17 protein-coding genes are annotated in these 20,377 nt (G+C 61.3%); 6 read left to right on the top strand and 11 right to left on the bottom strand.

The genetic code is table 11. The features are described 5' to 3' along the window. Positions 1-122: 122 nt before the first annotated feature. The 4 genes from KGA82_RS15740 to KGA82_RS15725 all read left to right on the top strand — a co-directional run bounded on the left by KGA82_RS15740 (position 123) and on the right by KGA82_RS15725 (position 5,399). Positions 123-1,661 carry an HDOD domain-containing protein gene (locus KGA82_RS15740; protein WP_008040419.1) on the top strand — a complete coding sequence of 513 codons (1,539 nt, stop codon included), beginning with the start codon at positions 123-125 and terminating at the stop codon, positions 1,659-1,661. Between the two features lie 39 nt (positions 1,662-1,700). Beyond that, a complete protein-coding gene (locus tag KGA82_RS15735) occupies positions 1,701-2,516 on the top strand; it encodes a rhodanese-like domain-containing protein (protein WP_008027926.1) in 816 nt (271 codons plus the stop codon). Between the two features lie 18 nt (positions 2,517-2,534). Next, the gene (asd, locus tag KGA82_RS15730) at positions 2,535-3,395 is read left to right on the top strand and encodes an archaetidylserine decarboxylase (RefSeq protein WP_008040415.1); all 861 of its coding nucleotides are present in this window, start codon (positions 2,535-2,537) and stop codon (positions 3,393-3,395) included. Positions 3,396-3,617: 222 nt separating this feature from the next. Further along, positions 3,618-5,399: a molecular chaperone gene (locus KGA82_RS15725; RefSeq protein ID WP_223451138.1), complete on the top strand. Its 1,782-nt coding sequence runs from the start codon at positions 3,618-3,620 to the stop codon at positions 5,397-5,399. 121 nt (positions 5,400-5,520) lie between these two features. On the opposite strand, the gene serB is transcribed toward KGA82_RS15725, so the two are convergent. Continuing rightward, a complete protein-coding gene (gene serB / locus KGA82_RS15720) occupies positions 5,521-6,735 on the bottom strand; it encodes a phosphoserine phosphatase SerB (protein ID WP_008027919.1) in 1,215 nt (404 codons plus the stop codon). A gap of 135 nt (positions 6,736-6,870) precedes the next feature. Here serB and KGA82_RS15715 point away from each other — a divergent pair, with 135 nt between their 5' ends. After that, on the top strand, positions 6,871-8,391 hold the full coding sequence (locus KGA82_RS15715) for an AhpA/YtjB family protein (protein WP_223451136.1): 1,521 nt from the start codon (positions 6,871-6,873) through the stop codon (positions 8,389-8,391). Between the two features lie 257 nt (positions 8,392-8,648). On the opposite strand, the gene KGA82_RS15710 is transcribed toward KGA82_RS15715, so the two are convergent. From KGA82_RS15710 to KGA82_RS15670, 9 genes are all read right to left on the bottom strand, one after another. Beyond that, positions 8,649-9,362, bottom strand: coding sequence for a membrane integrity-associated transporter subunit PqiC (locus KGA82_RS15710; protein WP_008027916.1), 714 nt, complete (start codon positions 9,360-9,362; stop codon positions 8,649-8,651). 177 nt (positions 9,363-9,539) lie between these two features. Continuing rightward, positions 9,540-11,807: a DNA topoisomerase IV subunit A gene (parC, locus tag KGA82_RS15705; RefSeq protein WP_008027914.1), complete on the bottom strand. Its 2,268-nt coding sequence runs from the start codon at positions 11,805-11,807 to the stop codon at positions 9,540-9,542. A gap of 7 nt (positions 11,808-11,814) precedes the next feature. Further along, on the bottom strand, positions 11,815-12,339 hold the full coding sequence (locus KGA82_RS15700; RefSeq protein ID WP_008027912.1) for a TIGR02281 family clan AA aspartic protease: 525 nt from the start codon (positions 12,337-12,339) through the stop codon (positions 11,815-11,817). Beyond that, complete coding sequence (locus tag KGA82_RS15695) at positions 12,336-13,325, bottom strand: esterase-like activity of phytase family protein (RefSeq protein WP_008027910.1); 990 nt, start codon at positions 13,323-13,325, stop codon at positions 12,336-12,338. Before KGA82_RS15695 ends, KGA82_RS15700 begins: the two co-directional genes overlap by 4 nt. Next, complete coding sequence (gene parE / locus KGA82_RS15690) at positions 13,325-15,229, bottom strand: DNA topoisomerase IV subunit B (RefSeq protein WP_008027908.1); 1,905 nt, start codon at positions 15,227-15,229, stop codon at positions 13,325-13,327. Before parE ends, KGA82_RS15695 begins: the two co-directional genes overlap by 1 nt. Before the next feature lie 42 nt (positions 15,230-15,271). Then, positions 15,272-15,880, bottom strand: coding sequence for a YqiA/YcfP family alpha/beta fold hydrolase (locus KGA82_RS15685; RefSeq protein WP_223451134.1), 609 nt, complete (start codon positions 15,878-15,880; stop codon positions 15,272-15,274). A gap of 187 nt (positions 15,881-16,067) precedes the next feature. Further along, a complete protein-coding gene (cpdA, locus tag KGA82_RS15680; RefSeq protein WP_008040409.1) occupies positions 16,068-16,883 on the bottom strand; it encodes a 3',5'-cyclic-AMP phosphodiesterase in 816 nt (271 codons plus the stop codon). Between the two features lie 107 nt (positions 16,884-16,990). After that, the gene (locus KGA82_RS15675; RefSeq protein ID WP_008027902.1) at positions 16,991-17,443 is read right to left on the bottom strand and encodes a DUF1249 domain-containing protein; all 453 of its coding nucleotides are present in this window, start codon (positions 17,441-17,443) and stop codon (positions 16,991-16,993) included. Next, positions 17,434-18,051 carry an NUDIX domain-containing protein gene (locus tag KGA82_RS15670; RefSeq protein WP_223451131.1) on the bottom strand — a complete coding sequence of 206 codons (618 nt, stop codon included), beginning with the start codon at positions 18,049-18,051 and terminating at the stop codon, positions 17,434-17,436. The genes KGA82_RS15675 and KGA82_RS15670 overlap by 10 nt, the downstream gene beginning before the upstream one ends. Before the next feature lie 229 nt (positions 18,052-18,280). Between KGA82_RS15670 and KGA82_RS15665 the strand changes: the two genes are divergently transcribed. Further along, positions 18,281-19,027, top strand: coding sequence for an RsiV family protein (locus KGA82_RS15665; RefSeq protein ID WP_008040407.1), 747 nt, complete (start codon positions 18,281-18,283; stop codon positions 19,025-19,027). Here the strand turns inward: KGA82_RS15665 and cytX are convergent. Next, positions 18,996-20,288: a putative hydroxymethylpyrimidine transporter CytX gene (gene cytX / locus KGA82_RS15660; protein WP_008027897.1), complete on the bottom strand. Its 1,293-nt coding sequence runs from the start codon at positions 20,286-20,288 to the stop codon at positions 18,996-18,998. The two genes, KGA82_RS15665 and cytX, sit on opposite strands and share 32 nt — an antisense overlap. Between the last annotated feature and the right edge of the window lie 89 nt (positions 20,289-20,377).

Genomic DNA, 20,377 nt, shown 5'->3' with positions numbered 1-20,377 from the left:
AAGTTAAAAAATCTCTTCTTCTACTTATCGGCAAAACTGCGCCAGACTATAGCCAGTTCAGGCGAAAAGCCAATTTGGCCCACTTCGGGCATAGGTAATGCAGACGATGATCGCGTCCAACCATGGCTAACGAAACGAACGTTCCAACTCCAAAACCAAACACGCTCCAAGGCTGGGTAAAGCTTCTGGACGGCGTGCACCTGCCCGTTCCGCAAGGCAGTCATGACCGGGTCTGCAAGGCCATCGGCGACAACCGCAGCTCGTTGCGCGATATCGCCGAGCTGATGCAGGACAGCCCCGCCCTGGCCTTGAGCGTGATTCGTGAAGCCAACCGGCACACCCACGGCAGCATGACCGAGCCTGCGGAAAACCTTGAGGTGGCGATCAATCGCCTCGGTTTGAAGCGCACCGAAGAACTGCTCGCACGGCTGCCCGCGATGCCGGAATCGGACATTCCCGTGGCCCTGCGTCAGTTGCAGATGATCAGCCAGCACGCGACGCAACAGGCCAACGGCTTTTTCGCCGCTCGCCTGGCGCGGCTGTGGCAGGACATCCACTGGGGCAGCCTGCTGTTTTTATCGCCGTTGTGGCCATTGGCGTTGACCCATCCGCAATTGCTCGAAGAATGGGAGCTGCGGGTCATCCATAAGGGCGAGTCCGCACGTAAAGTCGAGAAACAATTATTCGGCGTACGCCTGCTGGAAATCGGTCAGGCCCTGGTGGAAATCTGGCACCTGCCGAACTGGGTGCAGCAGGGTTACAAGCTGTTACTCAATGAGCAACGGGAACTGGTGAAAGTCCTGCGTATCGCGCGCGACAGCGATCATCCATTGCGCCAGCAGAACCGTCTCGATGACGATCCGACGTTGCGCCGCTGGCTCAATCAGCCGGCCAACACGGTGTTGCTGGCCAACGGTCTGGCGCTGTCGGCACAGCACGCCTGGGACTGTCCGCACAGTGAACGCTGGCAGTACCTGACCAGCCTTTACCTGCAAATGCCGATGGACGAGGTGCAGCAGCAACTTCACCAGCAGGCCGCCAACAGTGCGCGCCAGCACGCCATGCCAGACCTCTGGCACCCCGCCGTCGCGCTGCTCTGGCCGCAGGGCATGAACCGTGTGCACGCCGGTTTGCTGCCAGCCCCGGCGCCGACCGCCGAGGACCTGGCCAAGTGGCGCAAACAATGCGCCGAGCTGCTGGTAGAGCCGAGTCGTTTCACCAATGCCATGCACTTGACCAACTCGGCCCGCGATGCACTGGTTGCATGTGGCATGCGCCGGGTGATGATCCTGATGGCCGACCGCACACACGCCAATCTGCGCGTGCACCAGATTGCCGGGTTGCCGAAAGAAACGGCTGGCCTGAATTTCGTGGTCAGCCAAAGCACCGTGCTGCAACGCCTGCTCTCGCAGCAAGCCCAGGTACGCCTGACCCCGGCCAACAACGCACAATTTTCGGCGCTGCTGCCGGCCAGCCTGCGCTCTCAGTTCGGTGGCGAACACCTGCTGTTGCGCTCGCTGGTCAACAACGGCCGCGTGATCATGATCGTGGTGGCGGACCAGGGCGGCGGGCCGTTCTCTGAAATTACCGTGCAAGCCTTTGGCAAAACCGCGCAGTGCATCGAGAAAGCCCTGCACACCTTTAGCCATCGCGGCCAATGACCCGCTACAATCCTCCCCTTTGTGCTCTGGAGACCTCACATGTCTGACTTCTCTGGCTTGCCGCTGGTGATCGAACCGAGCGACTTGCTCTCTCGCCTCGACGCCCGCGATCTGATTCTGGTGGACCTGACCAGCAGCGCCCGCTATGCCGAAGGGCATATTCCCGGCGCGCGCTTCGTCGATCCGAAACGCACGCAACTCGGCCAGCCACCGGCGCCGGGCCTGATGCCGCCGCAAGCGGCTCTCGAAGCGTTGTTCGGCGAGCTGGGCCACAACCCCGATGCGGTCTACGTCGTGTATGACGACGAAGGCGGCGGTTGGGCCGGGCGTTTTATCTGGCTGCTGGATGTCATCGGCCACCACAAGTATCACTATGTCGACGGCGGTCTGACGGCGTGGCTGGCGGAAGGCTCGCCCATGTCGATCCAGATCCCGCCCGCGGTCGGCGGCCCGGTTGCGTTGACCCTGCACGACGAACCCACCGCCACCCGCGAATACCTGCAAAGCCGTCTCGGCGCCGCCGACCTGGCGATCTGGGATGCGCGCGGGCCGCTGGAGTACTCCGGCGAGAAAGTCCTGGCGGCCAAGGGCGGACACATTCCCGGCGCGGTCAACTTCGAGTGGACCGCAGGCATGGACCGGGCGCGCAACCTGCGCATCCGCTCGGACATGCCGCAGATCCTCGAACAACTCGGGATCAGCAAAGACAAAGAAGTGATTACCCACTGCCAGACTCACCACCGTTCTGGCTTCACCTATCTGGTGGCCAAGTCCCTCGGTTATCCGCGGGTCAAAGGCTACGCCGGCTCCTGGGGCGAATGGGGTAACCATCCCGATACGCCTGTAGAGATTTAAGGTTTTTAAGGACAGTTAATGAATAAGCGTTTGTTTATCCTCAGCCAATACCTGCTGCCCCACCACTTGCTCTCGCGACTGGCCGGCTGCATCGCCGAATGCCGTGTGCGCTGGTTCAAGAATGCGTTCACCGCGTGGTTCGCCAAGCGTTATCAGGTGGACATGTCCCAGGCCCTGGTCGAAGACCTGACCGCCTACGAGCATTTCAACGCGTTCTTCACCCGCGCCTTGAAAGACGGCGCTCGCCCGCTGGACGAAACCCCGGGCGCCATCCTCAGCCCGGCCGACGGCGCGGTCAGCCAGCTCGGCCCGATCGAGCACGGCCGCGTGTTCCAGGCCAAGGGCCACAGCTTCAGCGTGCTGGAACTGCTGGGCGGTGACGCGGCCAACGCCGCGCCGTTCATGGGCGGTGATTTCGCGACGATTTACCTGTCGCCGAAGGACTACCACCGCGTGCACATGCCGCTGGCCGGCACCCTGCGCGAGATGGTCTACATTCCGGGGCGGATTTTCTCGGTCAACCAGACCACTGCGGAAAACGTTCCGGAGCTGTTCGCCCGCAACGAGCGTGTGGCGTGCATTTTTGACACCGAGCGCGGGCCGATGGCCGTGGTGCTGGTGGGCGCGATGATCGTGGCGTCGATCGAAACCGTGTGGGCTGGCCTGGTGACCCCACCGAAACGCGAGCTGAAAACCTTCCGCTACGACGAAGCTGCCCGTGCGCCGATCCACCTGGAGAAAGGTGCGGAACTGGGTCGTTTCAAACTGGGTTCGACGGCTGTTGTGCTGTTCGGCCCGGATCAAGTGCAGTGGGCTGAAGAACTGGCGGCCGGTTCGCCGGTGCAGATGGGCCAGGGCATGGGCCTGCCGAAAGCCTGATCCAACGCTGCTCTACTGTAGGAGCAGCCGGTCGACGCTCGATTGCTCGCGAAGGTCGTCAATGCCAACCGGGATCTGTCTGATGATCCGCGGCGTCCTCCGGCTCTTCGCGAGCAAGCTTCGCTCCTACAGAGAACAGGCATTGCAATGCGCGCGCCCTAGTCATAGCTGCTAAAGTCTGGTCATTCACTGCCCATTTCCCGGTTGGAGTTTGTCCACCGCATGAATGAGACCAGTCCCCACCTTCTGCTGCGCGCCCCTGTCCCCGCACAGTTGCGCCTGTCGTTCTGCGAAGCCACCCCGCGCGACCTCAAGCGCTGGATCGCCAACCTGCCCAAAGCCAACATCGGCGAAACCGCACGCCAGCTCTATCAGGGCTTGAGCGAACTGAACCAGTTACTGACACCCAGCGACAATCGCCTGCAATTGCTCGAACTGCTAAGGCCCGAGGTGTATTACGTCTGCAAACACCTGGAGCGGCATTTCCTGCACCAGTCGATTGCCCTCGACGAGCGTTCAAGCAAGATCGCCAACCTCTGCCAGGCGCTGCAAAGCCACTTGGCGATCGGCTACAAACAGATCGTCGTGCGCATCACGCCGCGCTTCAGCAAGGACCGTGCGCCACTGCTGGCCCAGGCGTTACAACGGGCGATGCATTGCCTCAACGGGTCGCTGATCCGCGCCACCCAACTCTATTGCCCGGTGCCGGAAGGCGTGTGGCTGGAGCTGCACCAGCTGTATCGAATCGCCTGTAGCCTTCAGCTGCAGCATCTGAACCTGCGCGATGAATTGGCGAGTCAGACGCAAAACCTGAGCATCGAACAGACGTACGTGGTCGCCCTGCTAGTGGGCGCCGCACGTTGCAATCAACTGCGCCAGAACCAGATCGCGCGGCTCGCCGAAGTGCTGGAGCCGTGGAGCAAACTGATCAAGCTGCAACCGGAAACACCGGCCGATGGATTGTTTGCCATCGCCCCGGAACTCGACATCGGGCCGCGTTACCGCTCGAAATTCCGGCCCGGGCAACAAGAGCGTTTGCTGGGGTTCGATCCGCAACCGCTGGTCGCAGCCATCGACGCCCATTTGGAAAAAAACGACGGCGAGTCGCCACTCCCGGTGCCGGCAGGCCTGAGCCTGGATACGCTGCAACACCTGAGTGCCGCGTGGGGGCAGGCGGTCGAGCGCAGTTTCCAGCGCACCGCCAGTCAAGGCACCTTGACCTTGTGCGTGGGCATGAGCGCGCTGCACTTCTATCTGGGCGGGCAGCGCCCGTTCAGCGAAATCCTGAAACACCCCGGCGCCCGCCGTGCGCAGTTCACGGCGATATCGCCCGCGCTCCGGGAAAAGGACCAATGGAGCCATGCCTTCGACGCAGCGCCCCACGGCACCACCGACACGTTGCTGCCCTACGAAGAAATCGAATACCGGCAGCTGCAGAATGACGACAGTCACGAAGCCAGCGACCGCCACTTTCCGACGTACGTCCTGCCCGTGATCAATCACAGCCCGGGGGGTTATTGCCTGGCCTGGCCTGACGCAGTGCCGGCCGAGCTACAGGCTGGCGAGATGGTCGGCATCGAGGACACGGCGGGCGCAGGCTGGAGCATTGCGGTGGTGCGCTGGATCCGCCAGGTTCGCGGCGGTGGCACGCAAATGGGCATCGAGCAAGTCGCGCCATACGCCGAACCTTGCGGCCTGCAACTGGTGCGCACCCGGGACGACCACAGCCACTACCTGCGCGGCCTGTTGCTGCCGGCCATCAGCGCGATAGATTTACCGGCCACCCTGCTCGCTCCGCGCCTGCCGTTCCAGGAAGGCCACAAGGTGCTGATCAACACCAACGGCGAGGAGCGCCGGGCCGGACTGGATCGGCGGGTGTCGAGTACCAACAGCTTCAATCAGTTTGCGTATCGGTCGTTGGAAGCGGCCAGAAACGACAACGCCGCGGGGAGCGGCGTGGTTGGTGTCGAGGAGGCGTTTGATTCGTTGTGGCAGACGCTTTGAGGGCCCGACGTTAAATCGGCGGTGACGCCTTCGCGGGCAAGCCTCGCTCCTACAGGGGGTACGCAATTACCTGTAGGAGCGAGGCTTGCCCGCGAAGAGGCCCTATCAGTCAATACAAGACTCAGAGCTGCCCATCACGATCCCGAAAGCCCAGCAGATACAGCACGCCATCCAGCCCCAACGTGGAGATCGCCTGCTTCGCCGACTGTTTGACCAGTGGCTTGGCGCGGAAAGCCACGCCCAGCCCGGCAATCGCCAGCATCGGCAAATCGTTGGCGCCGTCGCCGACCGCAATGGTCTGCTCCAGACGCAAGCCTTCCTTGTGCGCCAGCTCCTTCAGCAGATCCGCCTTGCGCTGCGCATCGACAATCGGCTCGACCGCCACGCCGGTGACCTTGCCATCGACCACTTCCAGCTCGTTGGCGAACACGTAGTCGATGCCCAGCTTGGCCTGCAATTGCTTGGCGAAGTAGGTGAAGCCGCCCGACAGAATCGCGGTCTTGTAGCCCAGGCGCTTGAGTTCGGCGAACAGGGTTTCGGCGCCTTCGGTCAGGCGCAGCGAGGCACCGATCGAATCCAGCACGCTGACATCCAGCCCTTTGAGCAACGCCAGGCGCTCCTTGAAGCTGGCACGGAAATCCAGCTCGCCGGCCATCGCCCGCTCGGTAATCTCCGAAACCTGATCGCCCACACCGGCCGCCTTGGCCAGTTCGTCGATGACTTCGGCTTCGATCAGCGTCGAGTCCATGTCAAACACCGCCAGACGACGGTTGCGGCGGAACAGCGAATCTTCCTGGAAGGCGATGTCGACGTTCAATTCCTGGGCGACGCTGAGGAATTCCGCTCGCAGCGCTTGCGGATCCGCCGCTTCGCCACGCACGGAAAACTCGATGCAGCCCTTGCCTTTATCGGCCGGGGTATCCAGCGGCATGCGCCCGGACAGGCGATCGATGTGGTCGATGTTCAGGCCATATTTGGCGGTGATCGAGCTCACAGCCTGCAATTGCCCGGCAGTCACTTTGCGGGTCAATAGCGTCACGATGTGGCGTTTTTTGCCCTGATTACCGACCCATTGCTGGTAATCCTCTTCGGACACCGGCGTGAAACGCACCTGTTGGTCCAGCTCATAGCCCTTGAACAGGATGTCCTTGAGCACCGACTTGCCTTGCTCGGTGTCAGGAATTTCAACCAGGATGCCGAACGACAATGTGTCGTGGATCACCGCCTGACCAATGTCGAGAATGTTCACACCACCCTGGGCCAGAACGCCGGTAATGGCCGCGGTCAGACCCGGACGGTCCTCACCAGTGATGTTTATCAGGACGATTTCGCGCAAGGCGCACCCCCGCAGGTGGAAAAAAACCGCATTCTACCCACTTTCAGTGACCATCGGGCACCGTGAGCGCTTTGCCGGTCTAGGGCCTGTCGCTATACTGCGCGTCAACTTCACGGACAAAAGAGCCGAGCTCAAGTGAACCGGCCCACGCCAGTTAAAACCGATAACTTCTTTCTGCTGATCTTCCGTGCACTGCGCCACCGCCGTGTACCGATTGCATTGCGCATCGCCAGCCATAACGTGATCCTGGTCGCTCTGGCCCTGGTGATCTACGCCTGCGTGATGGGTTTGCAGTTCAAGCAGGCCATGCACGAGCAGGCAGATGCGCTGGGCGAAAGCCTGACCACGCAGACCGCCACGTCCGCCACGGAGCTGTTGGTGTCCAACGACATCCTCAGCCTCAACGTGCTGCTCAACAACCTGACCAAGAACAAGCTGGTGGCCCACGCCGCCATTTATAGCGTGGACAACCGCATCCTCGCCGAAGCCGGTCAGCGCCCCAAGCACGGCCTGCTGGGCGAAGCCGAGGGCATGTACCAGAGCAAGATCACCTTTCAGGACGTGACCGCCGGGCAACTGCGCATCAGCCTGGACATGGATCAGTTCCAGCAGCCGATGACCATCAGCCTGCAAAGCATGGGCATCTTGAGTGCGATTCTGTTGGCACTGTCCCTGGCCTTGAGCCTGCGCCTGGGTCGGCACATCTCCACGCCGCTGCTGCAATTGCGCGTGTGGCTGCGCAACATCGACGAATACACCCCGGCCACCGACCGCCAGGATGAAATCGGCGACCTGGCTCGCCAGCTGCACGCCAACTTCGCGCCGGAACCGGCCGAGCCTGAGCCCGCACCGGAACCTGAGTTCGACGACGTCGATTACGACGATGACGCCGAGCCGTCCTTCGAAGTGCGCAACCTGCGCGACCCGAGTTTCGACGAGACCAAGCCTGTCGCTAGCCTCAAACCTGCGCCACGGCACATCGTCAGCACCGTCGAAGACGAAGATGACGACGATGCGTTTGCCGATTTGCGTGACGAATCGACAGCCGCGAAACCAGTAGTCAGAGCGCCAGTATCGAACGTGCCGCAACACAGCGCAGTGCTGGCCGTGCAACTGGGCGCCCAGGATCAATTGCGCCGCCTGCCACGGGCGCGCCTGGAAGAACTGCTCAAACGTTATCGCGATTGCCTCGATCAGGCGGCCTCGCTCTATGAGGGCGAACTGCACAGCCTGAACGATGGCAGCACGCTGATGGTGTTCCACACCGAGGACAGCGGCGACGACTACCTGACCAACGCCATCTGCTGCGGCGAGTTGCTGCGAGCCCTGGGCCATCAGTTGCAGATCGAAGTCGCCGACAGCGGCATCACCCTGCAATTGCAGCTGGGCGTGACCCTGGGTGATGAGCTGTTCGGCCTGAGCCAGATCGACCTGTTGCTGACCGAAACCGCCCAGGACGCCCTGGCCCTGTCGCAACACAGCCGCAATCTGCTGCTGGTGGAGCGCAAGATCAGTGACGACGCGCTGATTCGCCAGCGTGCGCGAATCCGCCCGATTGCCAGCCCTGAGGGTGCGTGCTGCGTGGAGCGGTTGATGGAGCCTTATCCGTCGATGCTGGAGCGACAGTTGGCGCGGATGCATGAACGTCGGGCGTAAGCAGCCTTAAGCCCGGATGTGAAGAAGCCCGCAGACAAGTGATTGTCTGCGGGCTTTTTTGTTGCCCGCCCTGATGCCTTCGCGGGCAAGCCTCGCTCCTACAGGTTTCGAGTGGTTCGCGCGATTTGTGTACGAAGCAATACATGTAGGAGCGAGGCTTGCCCGCGAAGAGGCCGAGACAGGCACTAAAGATTCCCAACAGGCAGAAACAACAAAGCCCGCATCTCTGCGGGCTCTGTTTGCAATCTATCCAGGCCTTAGAACCTGAACACTTCCATATCCGTACGGATCGGTGCAGCCATCGGGATCTTCGGCTGCTTCTCTTGCTCTGTCGCCGGAGCCACAGGCTTGGCTGCCGGTTTTTTTGGCGCTTCTGCAATCGGTGGCTGATTGGCCAATGGCTTGAGCGCGATCGACAGCTGTTCGGCGAGCTTCTGCAACAACACACCCTGAGCCTGAACCTGCGCCGCCGTACCGCCCGCGTGCTGTTCTTGCAGATGAACGATGCGGTTATCGCGAACCTGCCCGCGACGGTCGATCAAACGCCATTGAGCATCGAGGATCGCCGGTTGCGACTCGCCCGAGTCCAGGCGCGTGATGGTCAGCAGTACCTGAACATCCGGTGTGAAGCCCACGCTCGCCGGCGCCAGCACCACACGCTGACTGTCCAGATGACCCGCTACCTGACGCAGCAACAGTTGATCGATGTCGGAAGAAAGGCTGCCGGCCCAACGACCATCGGTCGAGGCCTGAAGGCTGCCATCCGGCTGACGCTGCAACAGCGTTTCACGCTGCAGGTAATCGGCAACCGTTACCGGGCCGAGCAATACCGCCATGCCCGCGCTTTGCGCAGGCTGAGCCGGACTTCCGCTGTCCAGCTGATACAGCGACACCGGTTGGTGAACGCTGCAACCCGCCAGGCCAAGAACGCCAGCGAGCATCAAAATAAAAGGAAGGCGCAGAGCAGTCATCGTCCCATCCAGGTGGTTGCCACAAGGCACACCACAGTGAAAATACTCAATAAATATGAAGAACGCTCGGCCACGCCGGCGCTTGGAAAGGCCATATCATCCGTGAATATGCGTTCCGACTCCAGCGGCAAAGCGTCGATCTACGCGTTAAATCGTAGATCGAGCGCTCTAGCGCGGTTAATTGAGGTTTTCGACGAGCAGCGCATCTACCCTCTGGAAGCCCCGTGGAAGTTTGTTGCCACGACGTCCACGCTCACCTTTGTAGTGTTCGAGGTCGTCCGCTTTCAGTGACAAGGTACGCTTTCCGGCCTGCAGCACCAAGGTGGCTCCATCCGGCAGCACAGCGATGTCCGTGACATATTCTTCGCGACTGGCCACACGCTCACCGGAAATCCCGATGATCTTGTTGCCTTTGCCCTTACCTAATTGTGGCAGATCGCTGATTTTGAAGATTAGCAAGCGACCTTCGGTGGTCACCGACGCCAGCCAGTTGTTCTCACGATCCGCCACTGGACGCGGCAAAATCACTTTCGAGTTGTTCGGTAAGCTCAGCAGCGCCTTGCCCGCCTTGTTCTTCGCCTGGAAGTCTTCGCCCTTGACCACGAAACCGTAACCGGCATCGGAGGCGATCACGTACAGCGAATCGTCTTCCGGCATCAGCACGCATTCGAACGTCGCGCCTGGCGGCGGTGTCAGACGACCGGTCAACGGTTCGCCCTGGCCACGGGCCGAAGGCAAGGTGTGCGAGGCCACCGAATAGCTGCGACCGGTGGAGTCGATGAACACCGCAAACTGGTTGGAGCGCCCGGCCGCCAAGGCCTTGAAACCATCCCCGGCCTTGTAGGAAAGCCCGGTGGCGTCAATTTCGTGCCCTTTGGCGGAGCGGACCCAGCCTTTTTCCGACAGCACTACGGACACTTTCTCGTTCGGCAGCAGATCGTGCTCGGTCAAGGCCTTGGCCTCGGCGCGCTCGACGATTGGCGAACGACGGTCGTCGCCGTAGGTTTCGGCATCCTTGATCAGCTCGGTGCGCACCAGCTTTTTCAGCTTGGCTTCGCTGCCCAGCAGGGCTTGCAGCTTGGCTTGTTCCTTGAGCAGTTCATCCTGCTCGGAGCGCAGCTTCATTTCTTCCAGTCGCGCCAACTGACGCAAACGGGTGTCCAGAATGTACTCGGCCTGGATTTCGCTCAGGGCGAAACGCGCGATCAGGGCGGCTTTCGGATGCTCCTCGGTGCGGATGATGTGAATCACTTCATCCAGGTTGAGGTAGGCAATCAACAAACCGTCCAACAGGTGCAGGCGACGCTCAACCTTGTCGAGGCGGAATTGCAGACGACGACGCACGGTTTGAACGCGGAACTCCAGCCATTCAACCAGCAACGCACGCAGGTTCTTCAGCTGCGGCTTGCCATCCAGGCCGATGATGTTGATGTTGACCCGGTAGCTCGACTCCAGCTCGGTGCTGGCGAACAGGTGCTGCATCAGCGCGTCGTGGTCGAAGTTTTTCCGTGCGCCGGGAATGATCACGATCCGGCACGGGTTCTCGTGGTCGGATTCGTCACGCAGGTCAGCGATCTGCGGGGCCTTGGACGGTTTGGCCTGCATCATCGCCGCGATCTGTTCCAGCACCTTGGCGCCCGATACCTGATGCGGCAGCGCGGTGACGATGATGTCGCCGTCTTCGATGTGGTACACGGCACGCATGCGCACCGAGCCCTTGCCGGTTTCGTACATTTTCAGCAGGTCGGCACGCGGCGTGATGATTTCCGCTTCGGTCGGGTAATCCGGGCCCTGAATGTGTTCGCAGAGCTGTTCGACCGTGGCTTTTGGCTCATCGAGCAAACGCACGCAGGCGGTCGCGACTTCGCGCAGGTTGTGCGGCGGAACGTCGGTGGCCATGCCCACGGCGATGCCGGTGGTGCCGTTGAGCAGGATGTTCGGCAAACGTGCCGGCAACACCAATGGCTCGTCGAGTGTGCCGTCGAAGTTCGGGCCCCAGTCCGCAGTGCCCTGGCCCAGTTCACTGAGCAGCACTTCGGAATAACGCGACAGCCGCGCTTCGGTGTATCGCATGGCGGCGAAGGACTTGGGATCATCCGGCGCACCCCAGTTACCCTGGCCGTCGACCAGCGTGTAGCGGTAGCTGAACGGCTGGGCCATCAGGACCATGGCTTCGTAGCAGGCCGAATCGCCGTGCGGGTGGAATTTACCGAGCACGTCACCGACGGTACGCGCCGACTTCTTGTGCTTGGAATCGGCGTCCAGCCCCAACTCGCTCATCGCGTAGACGATGCGTCGCTGTACCGGTTTCAGGCCGTCGCCGATATGCGGCAAGGCACGGTCCATGATCACGTACATGGAGTAGTTGAGGTAGGCATTTTCGGTGAAGTCAGCCAGTGACCGGCGCTCTACACCGTCCAGGCTGAGATCAAGGGAGTCGCTCATGCGGGCCTCATCGGTTCGTTGTCTGGCGCAGCAGCATGGTGCCACCGCGCTGGGTAAATTCAAGTTTGTTCAGCGCGCTCATACCGAGCAGCACTTGCTTGCCATCCAGGCCTGGCACGACGATGGCGCGCACATCACGCAGCACAATGTCGCCCAGTTGCAGCCGGTCGACGCGGGTTCGATAACCCTCGGTGCGACCGTTGGCGGTGCTCAGGGTCACCCCGAAGCCTTGTTCAAGTTTCAGCCGTTCGGCCATTTCTGCCGGGATCGCCACATCGGTCGCCCCGGTATCCAGCATGAAATCCACCGACTGGCCGTTGATCTGGCCGCTGGCGACGAAGTGCCCCTGAGTGTTGCTGGCCAGTTTCACTTCGATAAAACCTTCGCCCTGTTCCGAGCTGACGACGACATTGGGATTTTGCTGACGCTCCTCCCATTGGCCGAAAAACCGTGTCGCCAGAAATAGCGCTGCGCACCAGGCCAGTACCATGAACACCCGACCGGCGCGCTTCCCTGGTGTTTGCGGCGTCATGGCTTGGCACTCCAGCCACCTTCCGGCGCTGCAAAGCGCCAGACGACCGGGCGATACTCGCCGTCAGCACGGGCACCGTCGTTGTTATCAATGCCGACCCAGGCGCCATCGGCGTCGACGATCAACGCTTCCGTCAGGCCATAGCCCTGTGGATAACGACGGTTCTCCTGCAATGCCTCGTCGGCAAACGACCAGCAACGCTCGACCTTGGCCGTCACCGCGTCACGGCGACAAATCTCGAACGCGTTGCGCTCAAGGGTGAACAGCTTGCCGTTGAACAACGACAGATCGGCGAAATCCCGCGACACGGCTCTGGCCTTGGGAAATTTCGCCGGCTGCATTTCCATCCCGGCTTCGCTCAACAGCACGCAGCCGCCGTCGCAATCCCAGACCGTTTGCTGGCGCTTGATCAACAGCAGTCCTCGGCGCTCACGCTCGGCGGCCAACCACAACTGGTCGCCCTCCGGATTGATCGCCAGGCCCTCGAACAATGCATTGAAGTGCAACAACATACCGCTGGCCCGCGCCTCGCGAACCAGCATCGGCGAAATCTTCAGCCAGGACGTCGGCCCAACGGGCGGCACTTGCAGAATCGCCGCATGGGACTCGCTGACGATGTAGCGGTTGCCGGCGCTGTCGCAGGTGATGCCTTCGAAATCCAGGTCCCCGCCGCGCGCGAACGACGCCACCCAGGTTCGCGAACGCAAACCCCAGGGCAAATCGCTGTCCGGCACCGGCGGCACACCGATGCGCACGGTTTCAGCCTGCCAGACCGTGTCGCCGGTTTCGAGCCGGTAGATCTGATCGTCGTCGCGATCGGAAACGGCCCACAGATTCTTGCCACACTGGGCCAGCCCCGACAGGTTGCCGCCGCGCATGCCCTCCACGGGATGCTCGGACAACAGGCGCAACTCCGGTGCCGGCTCGGCAAACGCCGAAGCCGAGGTCAGAAGTAACGCACACGCCAGGGCAAAGCCAACCCGCATCAGCCAAGAACCTCGGCCAGGTTGCCTTTGGATTCCAGCCAGGATTTACGATCACCGGCGCGTTTCTTCGCCAGCAACATGTCCATCATTTCCGAAGTCGCTTCGAAATCTTCCAGGGTCAGTTGCACCAGACGCCGGGTGTTCGGGTCCATGGTGGTTTCGCGCAGTTGCGGCGGGTTCATTTCACCCAAACCTTTGAATCGGGTGACCTGCGGTTTGCCGCGTTTCTTCTCGGCCACCAGACGATCGAGAATGCCGTCACGCTCAGCTTCGTCGAGGGCGTAGTAGATTTCTTTGCCCAAATCGATTCGGTACAGCGGCGGCATCGCGACGTAGACGTGACCGGCATCCACCAGCGGGCGGAAATGCTGGACGAACAGCGCGCACAGCAGCGTGGCGATGTGCAGACCGTCGGAGTCGGCGTCGGCGAGGATGCAGATCTTGCCGTAACGCAGCTGGCTCATGTCCGCCGCGCCCGGATCGACACCGATGGCCACGGCAATGTTGTGCACTTCCTGGCTGGCCAGCACTTCGCTGCCGTCGACTTCCCAGGTGTTCAGGATCTTGCCGCGCAACGGCAGGATCGCTTGAAACTCTTTGTCCCGCGCTTGCTTGGCGGAACCACCGGCGGAGTCACCTTCCACCAGGAACAGTTCGGAACGCATCGGGTCCTGCCCGGCGCAGTCGGCGAGCTTGCCCGGCAGTGCCGGGCCTTGGGTAATGCGCTTGCGCTCGACCTTCTTGCTGGCCTTCAGACGACGGCCGGCGTTGTTGATCGCCAGCTCCGCCAGGAGCATGCCGGTTTCCGGGTGAGCGTTGAGCCACAGGCTGAACGCATCCTTGACCACACCGGACACGAACGCCGCCGCTTCGCGGGACGACAGACGCTCTTTGGTCTGGCCGGAGAATTGCGGCTCCTGCATTTTCATCGACAGGACGAAGGCGATGCGTTCCCAGACGTCTTCCGGCGCCAGCTTCACGCCGCGTGGCAGCAGGCTGCGGAATTCGCAGAACTCGCGCATGGCATCAAGCAAGCCCTGACGCAAACCGTTGACGTGCGTACCGCCCTGGGCCGTCGGGATCAGGTTGACGTAGCTTTCCTGCACGCTGTCGCCACCTTCCGGCAACCACAGCAGCGCCCAGTCGACCGCTTCTTTGTTACCGGCCAGGCTGCCGCAGAACGGCTCGTCCGGCAGGCGCTCGAATTCGCTGACCGCGTCCACCAGGTAGGAGCGCAGGCCGTCTTCGTAATGCCATTCGACTTTCTCGCCGGTGGCCTTGTCTTCAAAACTGACCAGCAGCCCCGGGCACAGAACGGCCTTGGCCTTGAGCACGTGCTTGAGGCGGCTGATGGAAAATTTCGGTGAGTCGAAGTACTTCGGGTCTGGCGCGAAGAACACGCTGGTGCCGGTGTTGCGCTTGCCAACGGTGCCGACCACTTCCAACTCGGTCTTCTTGTAACCGTCGGCGAAGGTCATCTGGTATTCGTTGCCGTCGCGCTTCACGCGCACCCGGACTTCGGTCGACAAGGCGTTGACCACCGAAATACCCACCCCGTGCAAACCACCGGAGAACTGGTAGTTCTTGTTGGAAAACTTGCCGCCCGCGTGGAGTTTGGTGAGGATCAGTTCGACCCCGGAAACACCCTCTTCCGGGTGAATGTCCACCGGCATGCCACGGCCGTCATCGCTGACTTCCAGGGAGTGATCGGCGTGCAGGATGACCTGCACCGATGTCGCATGCCCGGCCAAGGCTTCGTCGACGCTGTTGTCGATGACTTCCTGGGCGAGGTGGTTCGGCCGACTGGTGTCGGTGTACATGCCGGGGCGTTTGCGCACCGGGTCGAGGCCCGAGAGGACTTCGATGGCGTCTGCGTTATAAGAGCTAGCGCTGGGAGTGGCCATGGGGTCTCGTCGTCAAATGTTCTATTAAATAGAGGTGATGACTCACAGTGCAGTGAAATCTATCGCCTGATACAAATCTGCGCCGATGCCGGCAAAACTCAGCATTGCCGGCAATTGCCCGGCAAAACCCTGGAAACTATGGTCGCCGCCGGCCTGGATGCGCAAGGCACAGGCCCGGTAATACTGCTGGGCGAGACGATAATCCAGCGTTTCGTCGCCCGTCTGCAACCATACCTGATACCGCTGCGGGTCCTGGAGCGCCGGCACTTCCAGCTCGGCCAGGGCCGTCACATGGTCGTGGGTCAATTCCCAGGCCTCATCGGTATACAGGTTTTTCTGCGTCCCCAGATACCCGTCGAACATCCGGTGCGGACTGACGGCGGGGTTGATCAACAGGGCTTTCAAGCCATGGCGCTCGGCCAGGTGAGTCGCATAGTAGCCGCCGAGTGAGCTGCCGACCAGCAGTGGCCGGCCAAGCTCCGAAATTGCCTGTTCGAGCTGACCGATGGCCTCGCGCGGATGGTGATGCAGGGCCGGAACGCGCAGGTGATCGCTCAAGCCCAGACGCTCCATCACTTCGATCAACTGAGTGGCCTTTTTTGACGAAGGCGCACTGTTGAAACCGTGGATATAAAGGATCGAACCGGACATTTGAACTCCCTGTGCGTCGGGTAAAGAAGGCGGAGTTTACAGGGTGTCGGGGGAATCGGGGATATCCGTGGAATTCATGTCGTCTGAGCGGACGCCATCGCCAGCAGGCTGGCTCCCGCAGGGATTTGTGCACGACGCGGATTCATTGTGGGAGCCAGCCTGCTGGCGATGGCAGCACCGCAGATATTCAGTAGCCGTTGGAACCGTAGTCGACCTGAAAGTCGAACCCGGTCACGCGCTCTACGCCGGTTTCGAGCCGACCATCGGGCAACAGCCGCAACCACCGATACCCTGGCGCCTGCTCGCCGACCTTGAAATCCTCACTGCCCGGCTCGAACTGAATGCAGGTCGAGGGCGATGCAATCAGACGAACGTCGTTACGCACTTGATCGATTTCCTGATGCACGTGCCCCCAAAGCACCGCACGTACTTGCGGGAACCGGTCCAGCACAGCAAACAGTGCTTCGGGATTGCGCAACCCGATCGGCTCCATCCACGCACACCCGATCGACACCGGATGATGGTGGAAGCACACCAGATGATGGCGCTCCGGTGCCTCGCTCAGCGAGCGCGCCAGCAACTGCAATTGTTCATCCTGCAAATACCCGGGCACCGACCCCGGCACCGCCGAGTCGAGCAACGTGACGCGCCAGTTGCCAACATCCACCACTGGTTCCAGCAGCGCGCTGTGCACGGCGGCTGCGGCCATGATCTGTGGTTCGTCGTGATTGCCGGGAATCCAGCGCGCCGGCGCATCGAGTTGCCGGGTCAGGTCGCGAAACTGCTGATACGACTCCAGCGTCCCGTCCTGGGAAAGATCGCCGCTGGCAATGATCAGATCGATCTGCGGCTGTTGCTGCCTGACCAGCTCGATGACCTTTTGCAGGCTGTCGCGCGTATTCATGCCCAGCAACGTGCCGTCCGCTTCGGCAAACAGATGGCTGTCGGACAGTTGCACCAGCAACGCCGAATCGGCGGGGGTCAAAGTGGATACGCTCGGCAAGGCGTTCTCCCTGGGCTAAACACGGGATAAGTGGAATGCCGCGATTATGCTGGGGGACGAACGAAAGAGGAAATCCGAGAAGCTGACGCAGTTCACATCTAGCGAGCTCAACGCACAACGGCGTATTCGTGCCCACACGCCAGGCAATGACTCAGCCATTCACCCAGGAACATGTTCAGCTGCGCCTTTTCGTCCGGCTGGTGCATCGAGGCGTTCGGGTAAGGATAGATCCCGCGAAAGCGTCGCGCATGTTCGGCGCTGACCACTTCGGCCATGCAGGCGTCGTGATAGACCTGCACTTCCAGTTGTGGCACCGGCAGCCACGGCAGGCTGTGTTCCTGACGCACTTGCAGGGTCGTGGTGTATGGACAGACCTGCAGCACTTCAAGGGCCAGCACGCCGAGCATCTGCTCGCCGTGGGTCACGGCAATGCGCCGCGCCGCCGGCTCGTTGCGCATGTCCGGCAGCAGTCGCATCAGGCGCGCGTAGTTGGCCTCGCAAGAGGCTTGCAGCCCCACGAGGTCCACCCGGTAGCGATCGCGCAACTTGTTTACGACCATAACCCCCTCACTTCAGCGCGGTTCAAAGCTAACCATTGCAAGGCAATGATGCTGGCCGCGTTGGCAATTCGTCCGTCGCGTACGGCTTGCAGGGCATCCTCGAACGCCCAGACCGTGACGCGGATATCTTCTGCTTCTTCCTCCAGCCCATGCAGGCCGCCGACCCCGGTTGTCTCGCAACGCCCCAGGAACAAATGCACGAATTCATTGCTGCCACCCGGCGATGGAAAATACTTGGTCATCGGCCAGAGCGCCCCGAATACAAGCCCAGCTTCCTCCTGCGCTTCGCGGTGAGCAACTTCTTCCGGCACTTCATCCTTGTCGATCAGACCAGCGACCAGTTCAATCAGCCAGGGATTGTCGGTCTTGTCCATGGCGCCGACGCGAAACTGCTCGATCAACACCACTTCATCGCGCTGCGGATCGTAGGGCAACACGCAGACCGCATCGTGGCGAACAAACACTTCACGATTGATTTCGCGGCTCATGCCACCGGCGAACAACTCGTGGCGCAAGTGCACGCGATCGAGCTTGTAAAAGCCCTCGTAGCACTTTTCGCGCCGAACGATATCAACGGCGGTCGGAATGGCGTTGGCAAAATCAGTCATGACAATCCTCGTTTACTGCTAGTCCGATCCGAGGCTCCTTTTGGTTACTTGCAACCTCGACTTCGCGCCATCCTAACGCGCCCGCGCCGTTTGATGCAGCCCCTTTCCAGTCAGCGGGATAGACGGTGAGGGCGAAACCAACTCTAATTAGCTTAGTGGCGAACTGACTGCTTCGTTGAGAGTCGAAGCGGATAACTTTTTGCCTTTCCCTGTTTTACGAAGGACGCCCATGTCGCTTTTTAAAATCGCCTCCGTGGCCGCAATCGCCCTGACCCTGGGCGCTTGCCAAAGCCTGTTCCAGCCCAACTACCGGGCGCCGCTGGAGACTACCCGCGATGCTTCCGAACAGCTGAAACCGGGTTGCACGACACCTGACTGCCCGCTGGTGAACATCGATACGCTGCGCTTTCCCGCCGAGCCACAGTTGGACGGCATTGTCGAAAAACGTCTGCTGCAAATGACCCGCACCTCGCCCGATGCCCCGGTGGCACCGACGCTGGCGGCCTATCGCGATGAGTTTTTGCGCACCGCCGGCCCGCGCTACAGCAGCTACTTGCAAGCCAAAGTACGTGAGCAGCATGACGGCTTGGTGATCGTCGAATTTTCCAGCTACCTGGACACCGGCGGTGCACATGGCACGCCGGGCCGCAGCTTCATCAACTATTCGCGCCAGCAGCATAAAGTGCTGACCTTGTCCGACATGTTGGTGCCAGGTCAGGAAGAGGCATTCTGGAAAGCGGCGCAGGTTGCGCACAACAGCTGGTTGATCAGCACCAAGCTCGATCAGGAGCCGGAGTTCGTGAAGAGCTGGCCGTTCCAGAAAACCCAGAACATAGCGCTGACCTACGGCGGGGTGATCCTCAAGTACGACGTGAGCACCATCGCGCCTTACGCGCTGGGCCACGTCGAACTGAAGATCCCCTACCCTCGCCTGAACGGCATCATCAAGCCCGAGCTGTTTCCCGGCCGTAACTGAAGGCCCGACCCAGCACGAGTTGCAGCAGCCCTGCCAGAATCAACGACGGCAGGGTTGCGCCGATGTCCGGATACAGATTGGCCAGCAAGTGATAGGTGCTGACCCCGCCCAGCCAGGCGAGCAGCGCCGGCCAGCGCAATGCGGCTGACGCCACTTGAGCCGAGCGCTTGCGCAGGATGAAGTGATCCACCAGCACCACGCCGAACAGCGGCGCAAACACCGAACCGATCAACAGCAGGAAGTTCTGGTACTGGGCCAATGGCGCCAGCAAGGCGATCAGGGTGCAGACCACACCGATGGCCAACGCCAGGTGTTCGACTTTCAAGCGCAGCAAAATCCCGCTGGAAACGGCCGCCGAGTGAATGTCGGCAAAGGCGTTTTCCGATTCATCCAGCAGAATCAGCAACAGCGGAATCCCCAGGCCGGCACCGGCCAGCGCCAGCAGCAAGGCATTCACTTCACCGCTCGGCGCGAACGCCAGGGTGTAAGCCACGCCCAGGCTCATCAGCCAGAAATTACCGATAAAGAAGCCAATCGCCGTCCCGCCGAACACGTTTTTCGCACGCTTGCCGAAACGCGAGTAGTCAGCGATCAGCGGCAGCCACGACAGCGGCATCGCGATGGCAATGTCGAAGCCCACGGCGAACGGCATCGAACCGTCCCCGGCCTGCGCCCACAACGCCGCCAGATCGGCTTTGGCGAACAGGTTCCAGGTCAGCCAGATGCACGCGGCCAGCAGCAGCCAGATGCCCCATTTGCGCAGGATCTGGCGCACGAAGGTCAACGGACCGCTGACGGCCAGCAAGGTCGCCAAGGCACCGAAGAACAACGTCCAGAGCAGCGGACTGGAGAACAGACTGCCTTCGCTGAACGCACGCGCGCCGAGCAGGCTGGCAGCGTCGCGCATGACGATGATTTCGAACGAGCCCCAACCGATCAGTTGCAGCAGGTTCAGCACCGCTGGCAGGCTCGCGCCTTTCGCACCGAGGCTGAGTTTGAGCGCGGCCATCGACGACAGGCCAGTGTCACTGCCGATCACGCCGACAGCGGCCAGCAGCAGAACGCCGACCAGCGTGCCAAGGAAAATCGCCAGCAGCGAACCGGACAGGCCAAGACCTGGCGCGAGCAATGCGCCGGTCTGCAAAACCATCAGGCCGATGCCGAGGGAGAACCACAGGGAAAACAGATCACGACCGCCGAAGACACGTTTGTCGGTCGGCACCGCGATGTCGGGTGAATAAGTGCTGGGTTGAATGCTCAAGGGTGTTATCTCAGAGGAACATTTGTTGTTGTGTTGAACTGCACCTGTAGGAGCGAGGCTTGCCCGCGAAGGCGGTGTGTCAGGTAAAA

The sequence above is a fragment of the Pseudomonas sp. BF-RE-22 genome (genome assembly GCF_019956155.1).
GTDB classification, from domain to species: domain Bacteria; phylum Pseudomonadota; class Gammaproteobacteria; order Pseudomonadales; family Pseudomonadaceae; genus Aquipseudomonas; species Aquipseudomonas migulae.
This window is presented reverse-complemented; position numbering and strand designations above follow the sequence as displayed.

Bases quoted from the DNA above. Each gene is read 5' to 3' on its own strand.
- KGA82_RS15665 (WP_008040407.1), top strand. From the start codon at position 18,281: ATGTCGCTTTTTAAAATCGCCTCCGTGGCCGCAATCGCCCTGACCCTG.
- KGA82_RS15725 (WP_223451138.1), top strand. From the start codon at position 3,618: ATGAATGAGACCAGTCCCCACCTTCTGCTGCGCGCCCCTGTCCCCGCA.
- KGA82_RS15735 (WP_008027926.1), top strand. From the start codon at position 1,701: ATGTCTGACTTCTCTGGCTTGCCGCTGGTGATCGAACCGAGCGACTTG.
- KGA82_RS15675 (WP_008027902.1), bottom strand. From the start codon at position 17,443: ATGGTCGTAAACAAGTTGCGCGATCGCTACCGGGTGGACCTCGTGGGG.
- KGA82_RS15700 (WP_008027912.1), bottom strand. From the start codon at position 12,339: ATGACGCCGCAAACACCAGGGAAGCGCGCCGGTCGGGTGTTCATGGTA.
- KGA82_RS15670 (WP_223451131.1), bottom strand. From the start codon at position 18,051: ATGACTGATTTTGCCAACGCCATTCCGACCGCCGTTGATATCGTTCGG.
- KGA82_RS15685 (WP_223451134.1), bottom strand. From the start codon at position 15,880: ATGTCCGGTTCGATCCTTTATATCCACGGTTTCAACAGTGCGCCTTCG.
- asd (WP_008040415.1), top strand. From the start codon at position 2,535: ATGAATAAGCGTTTGTTTATCCTCAGCCAATACCTGCTGCCCCACCAC.
- KGA82_RS15740 (WP_008040419.1), top strand. From the start codon at position 123: ATGGCTAACGAAACGAACGTTCCAACTCCAAAACCAAACACGCTCCAA.
- KGA82_RS15695 (WP_008027910.1), bottom strand. From the start codon at position 13,325: ATGCGGGTTGGCTTTGCCCTGGCGTGTGCGTTACTTCTGACCTCGGCT.
- parE (WP_008027908.1), bottom strand. From the start codon at position 15,229: ATGGCCACTCCCAGCGCTAGCTCTTATAACGCAGACGCCATCGAAGTC.
- parC (WP_008027914.1), bottom strand. From the start codon at position 11,807: ATGAGCGACTCCCTTGATCTCAGCCTGGACGGTGTAGAGCGCCGGTCA.
- KGA82_RS15710 (WP_008027916.1), bottom strand. From the start codon at position 9,362: ATGACTGCTCTGCGCCTTCCTTTTATTTTGATGCTCGCTGGCGTTCTT.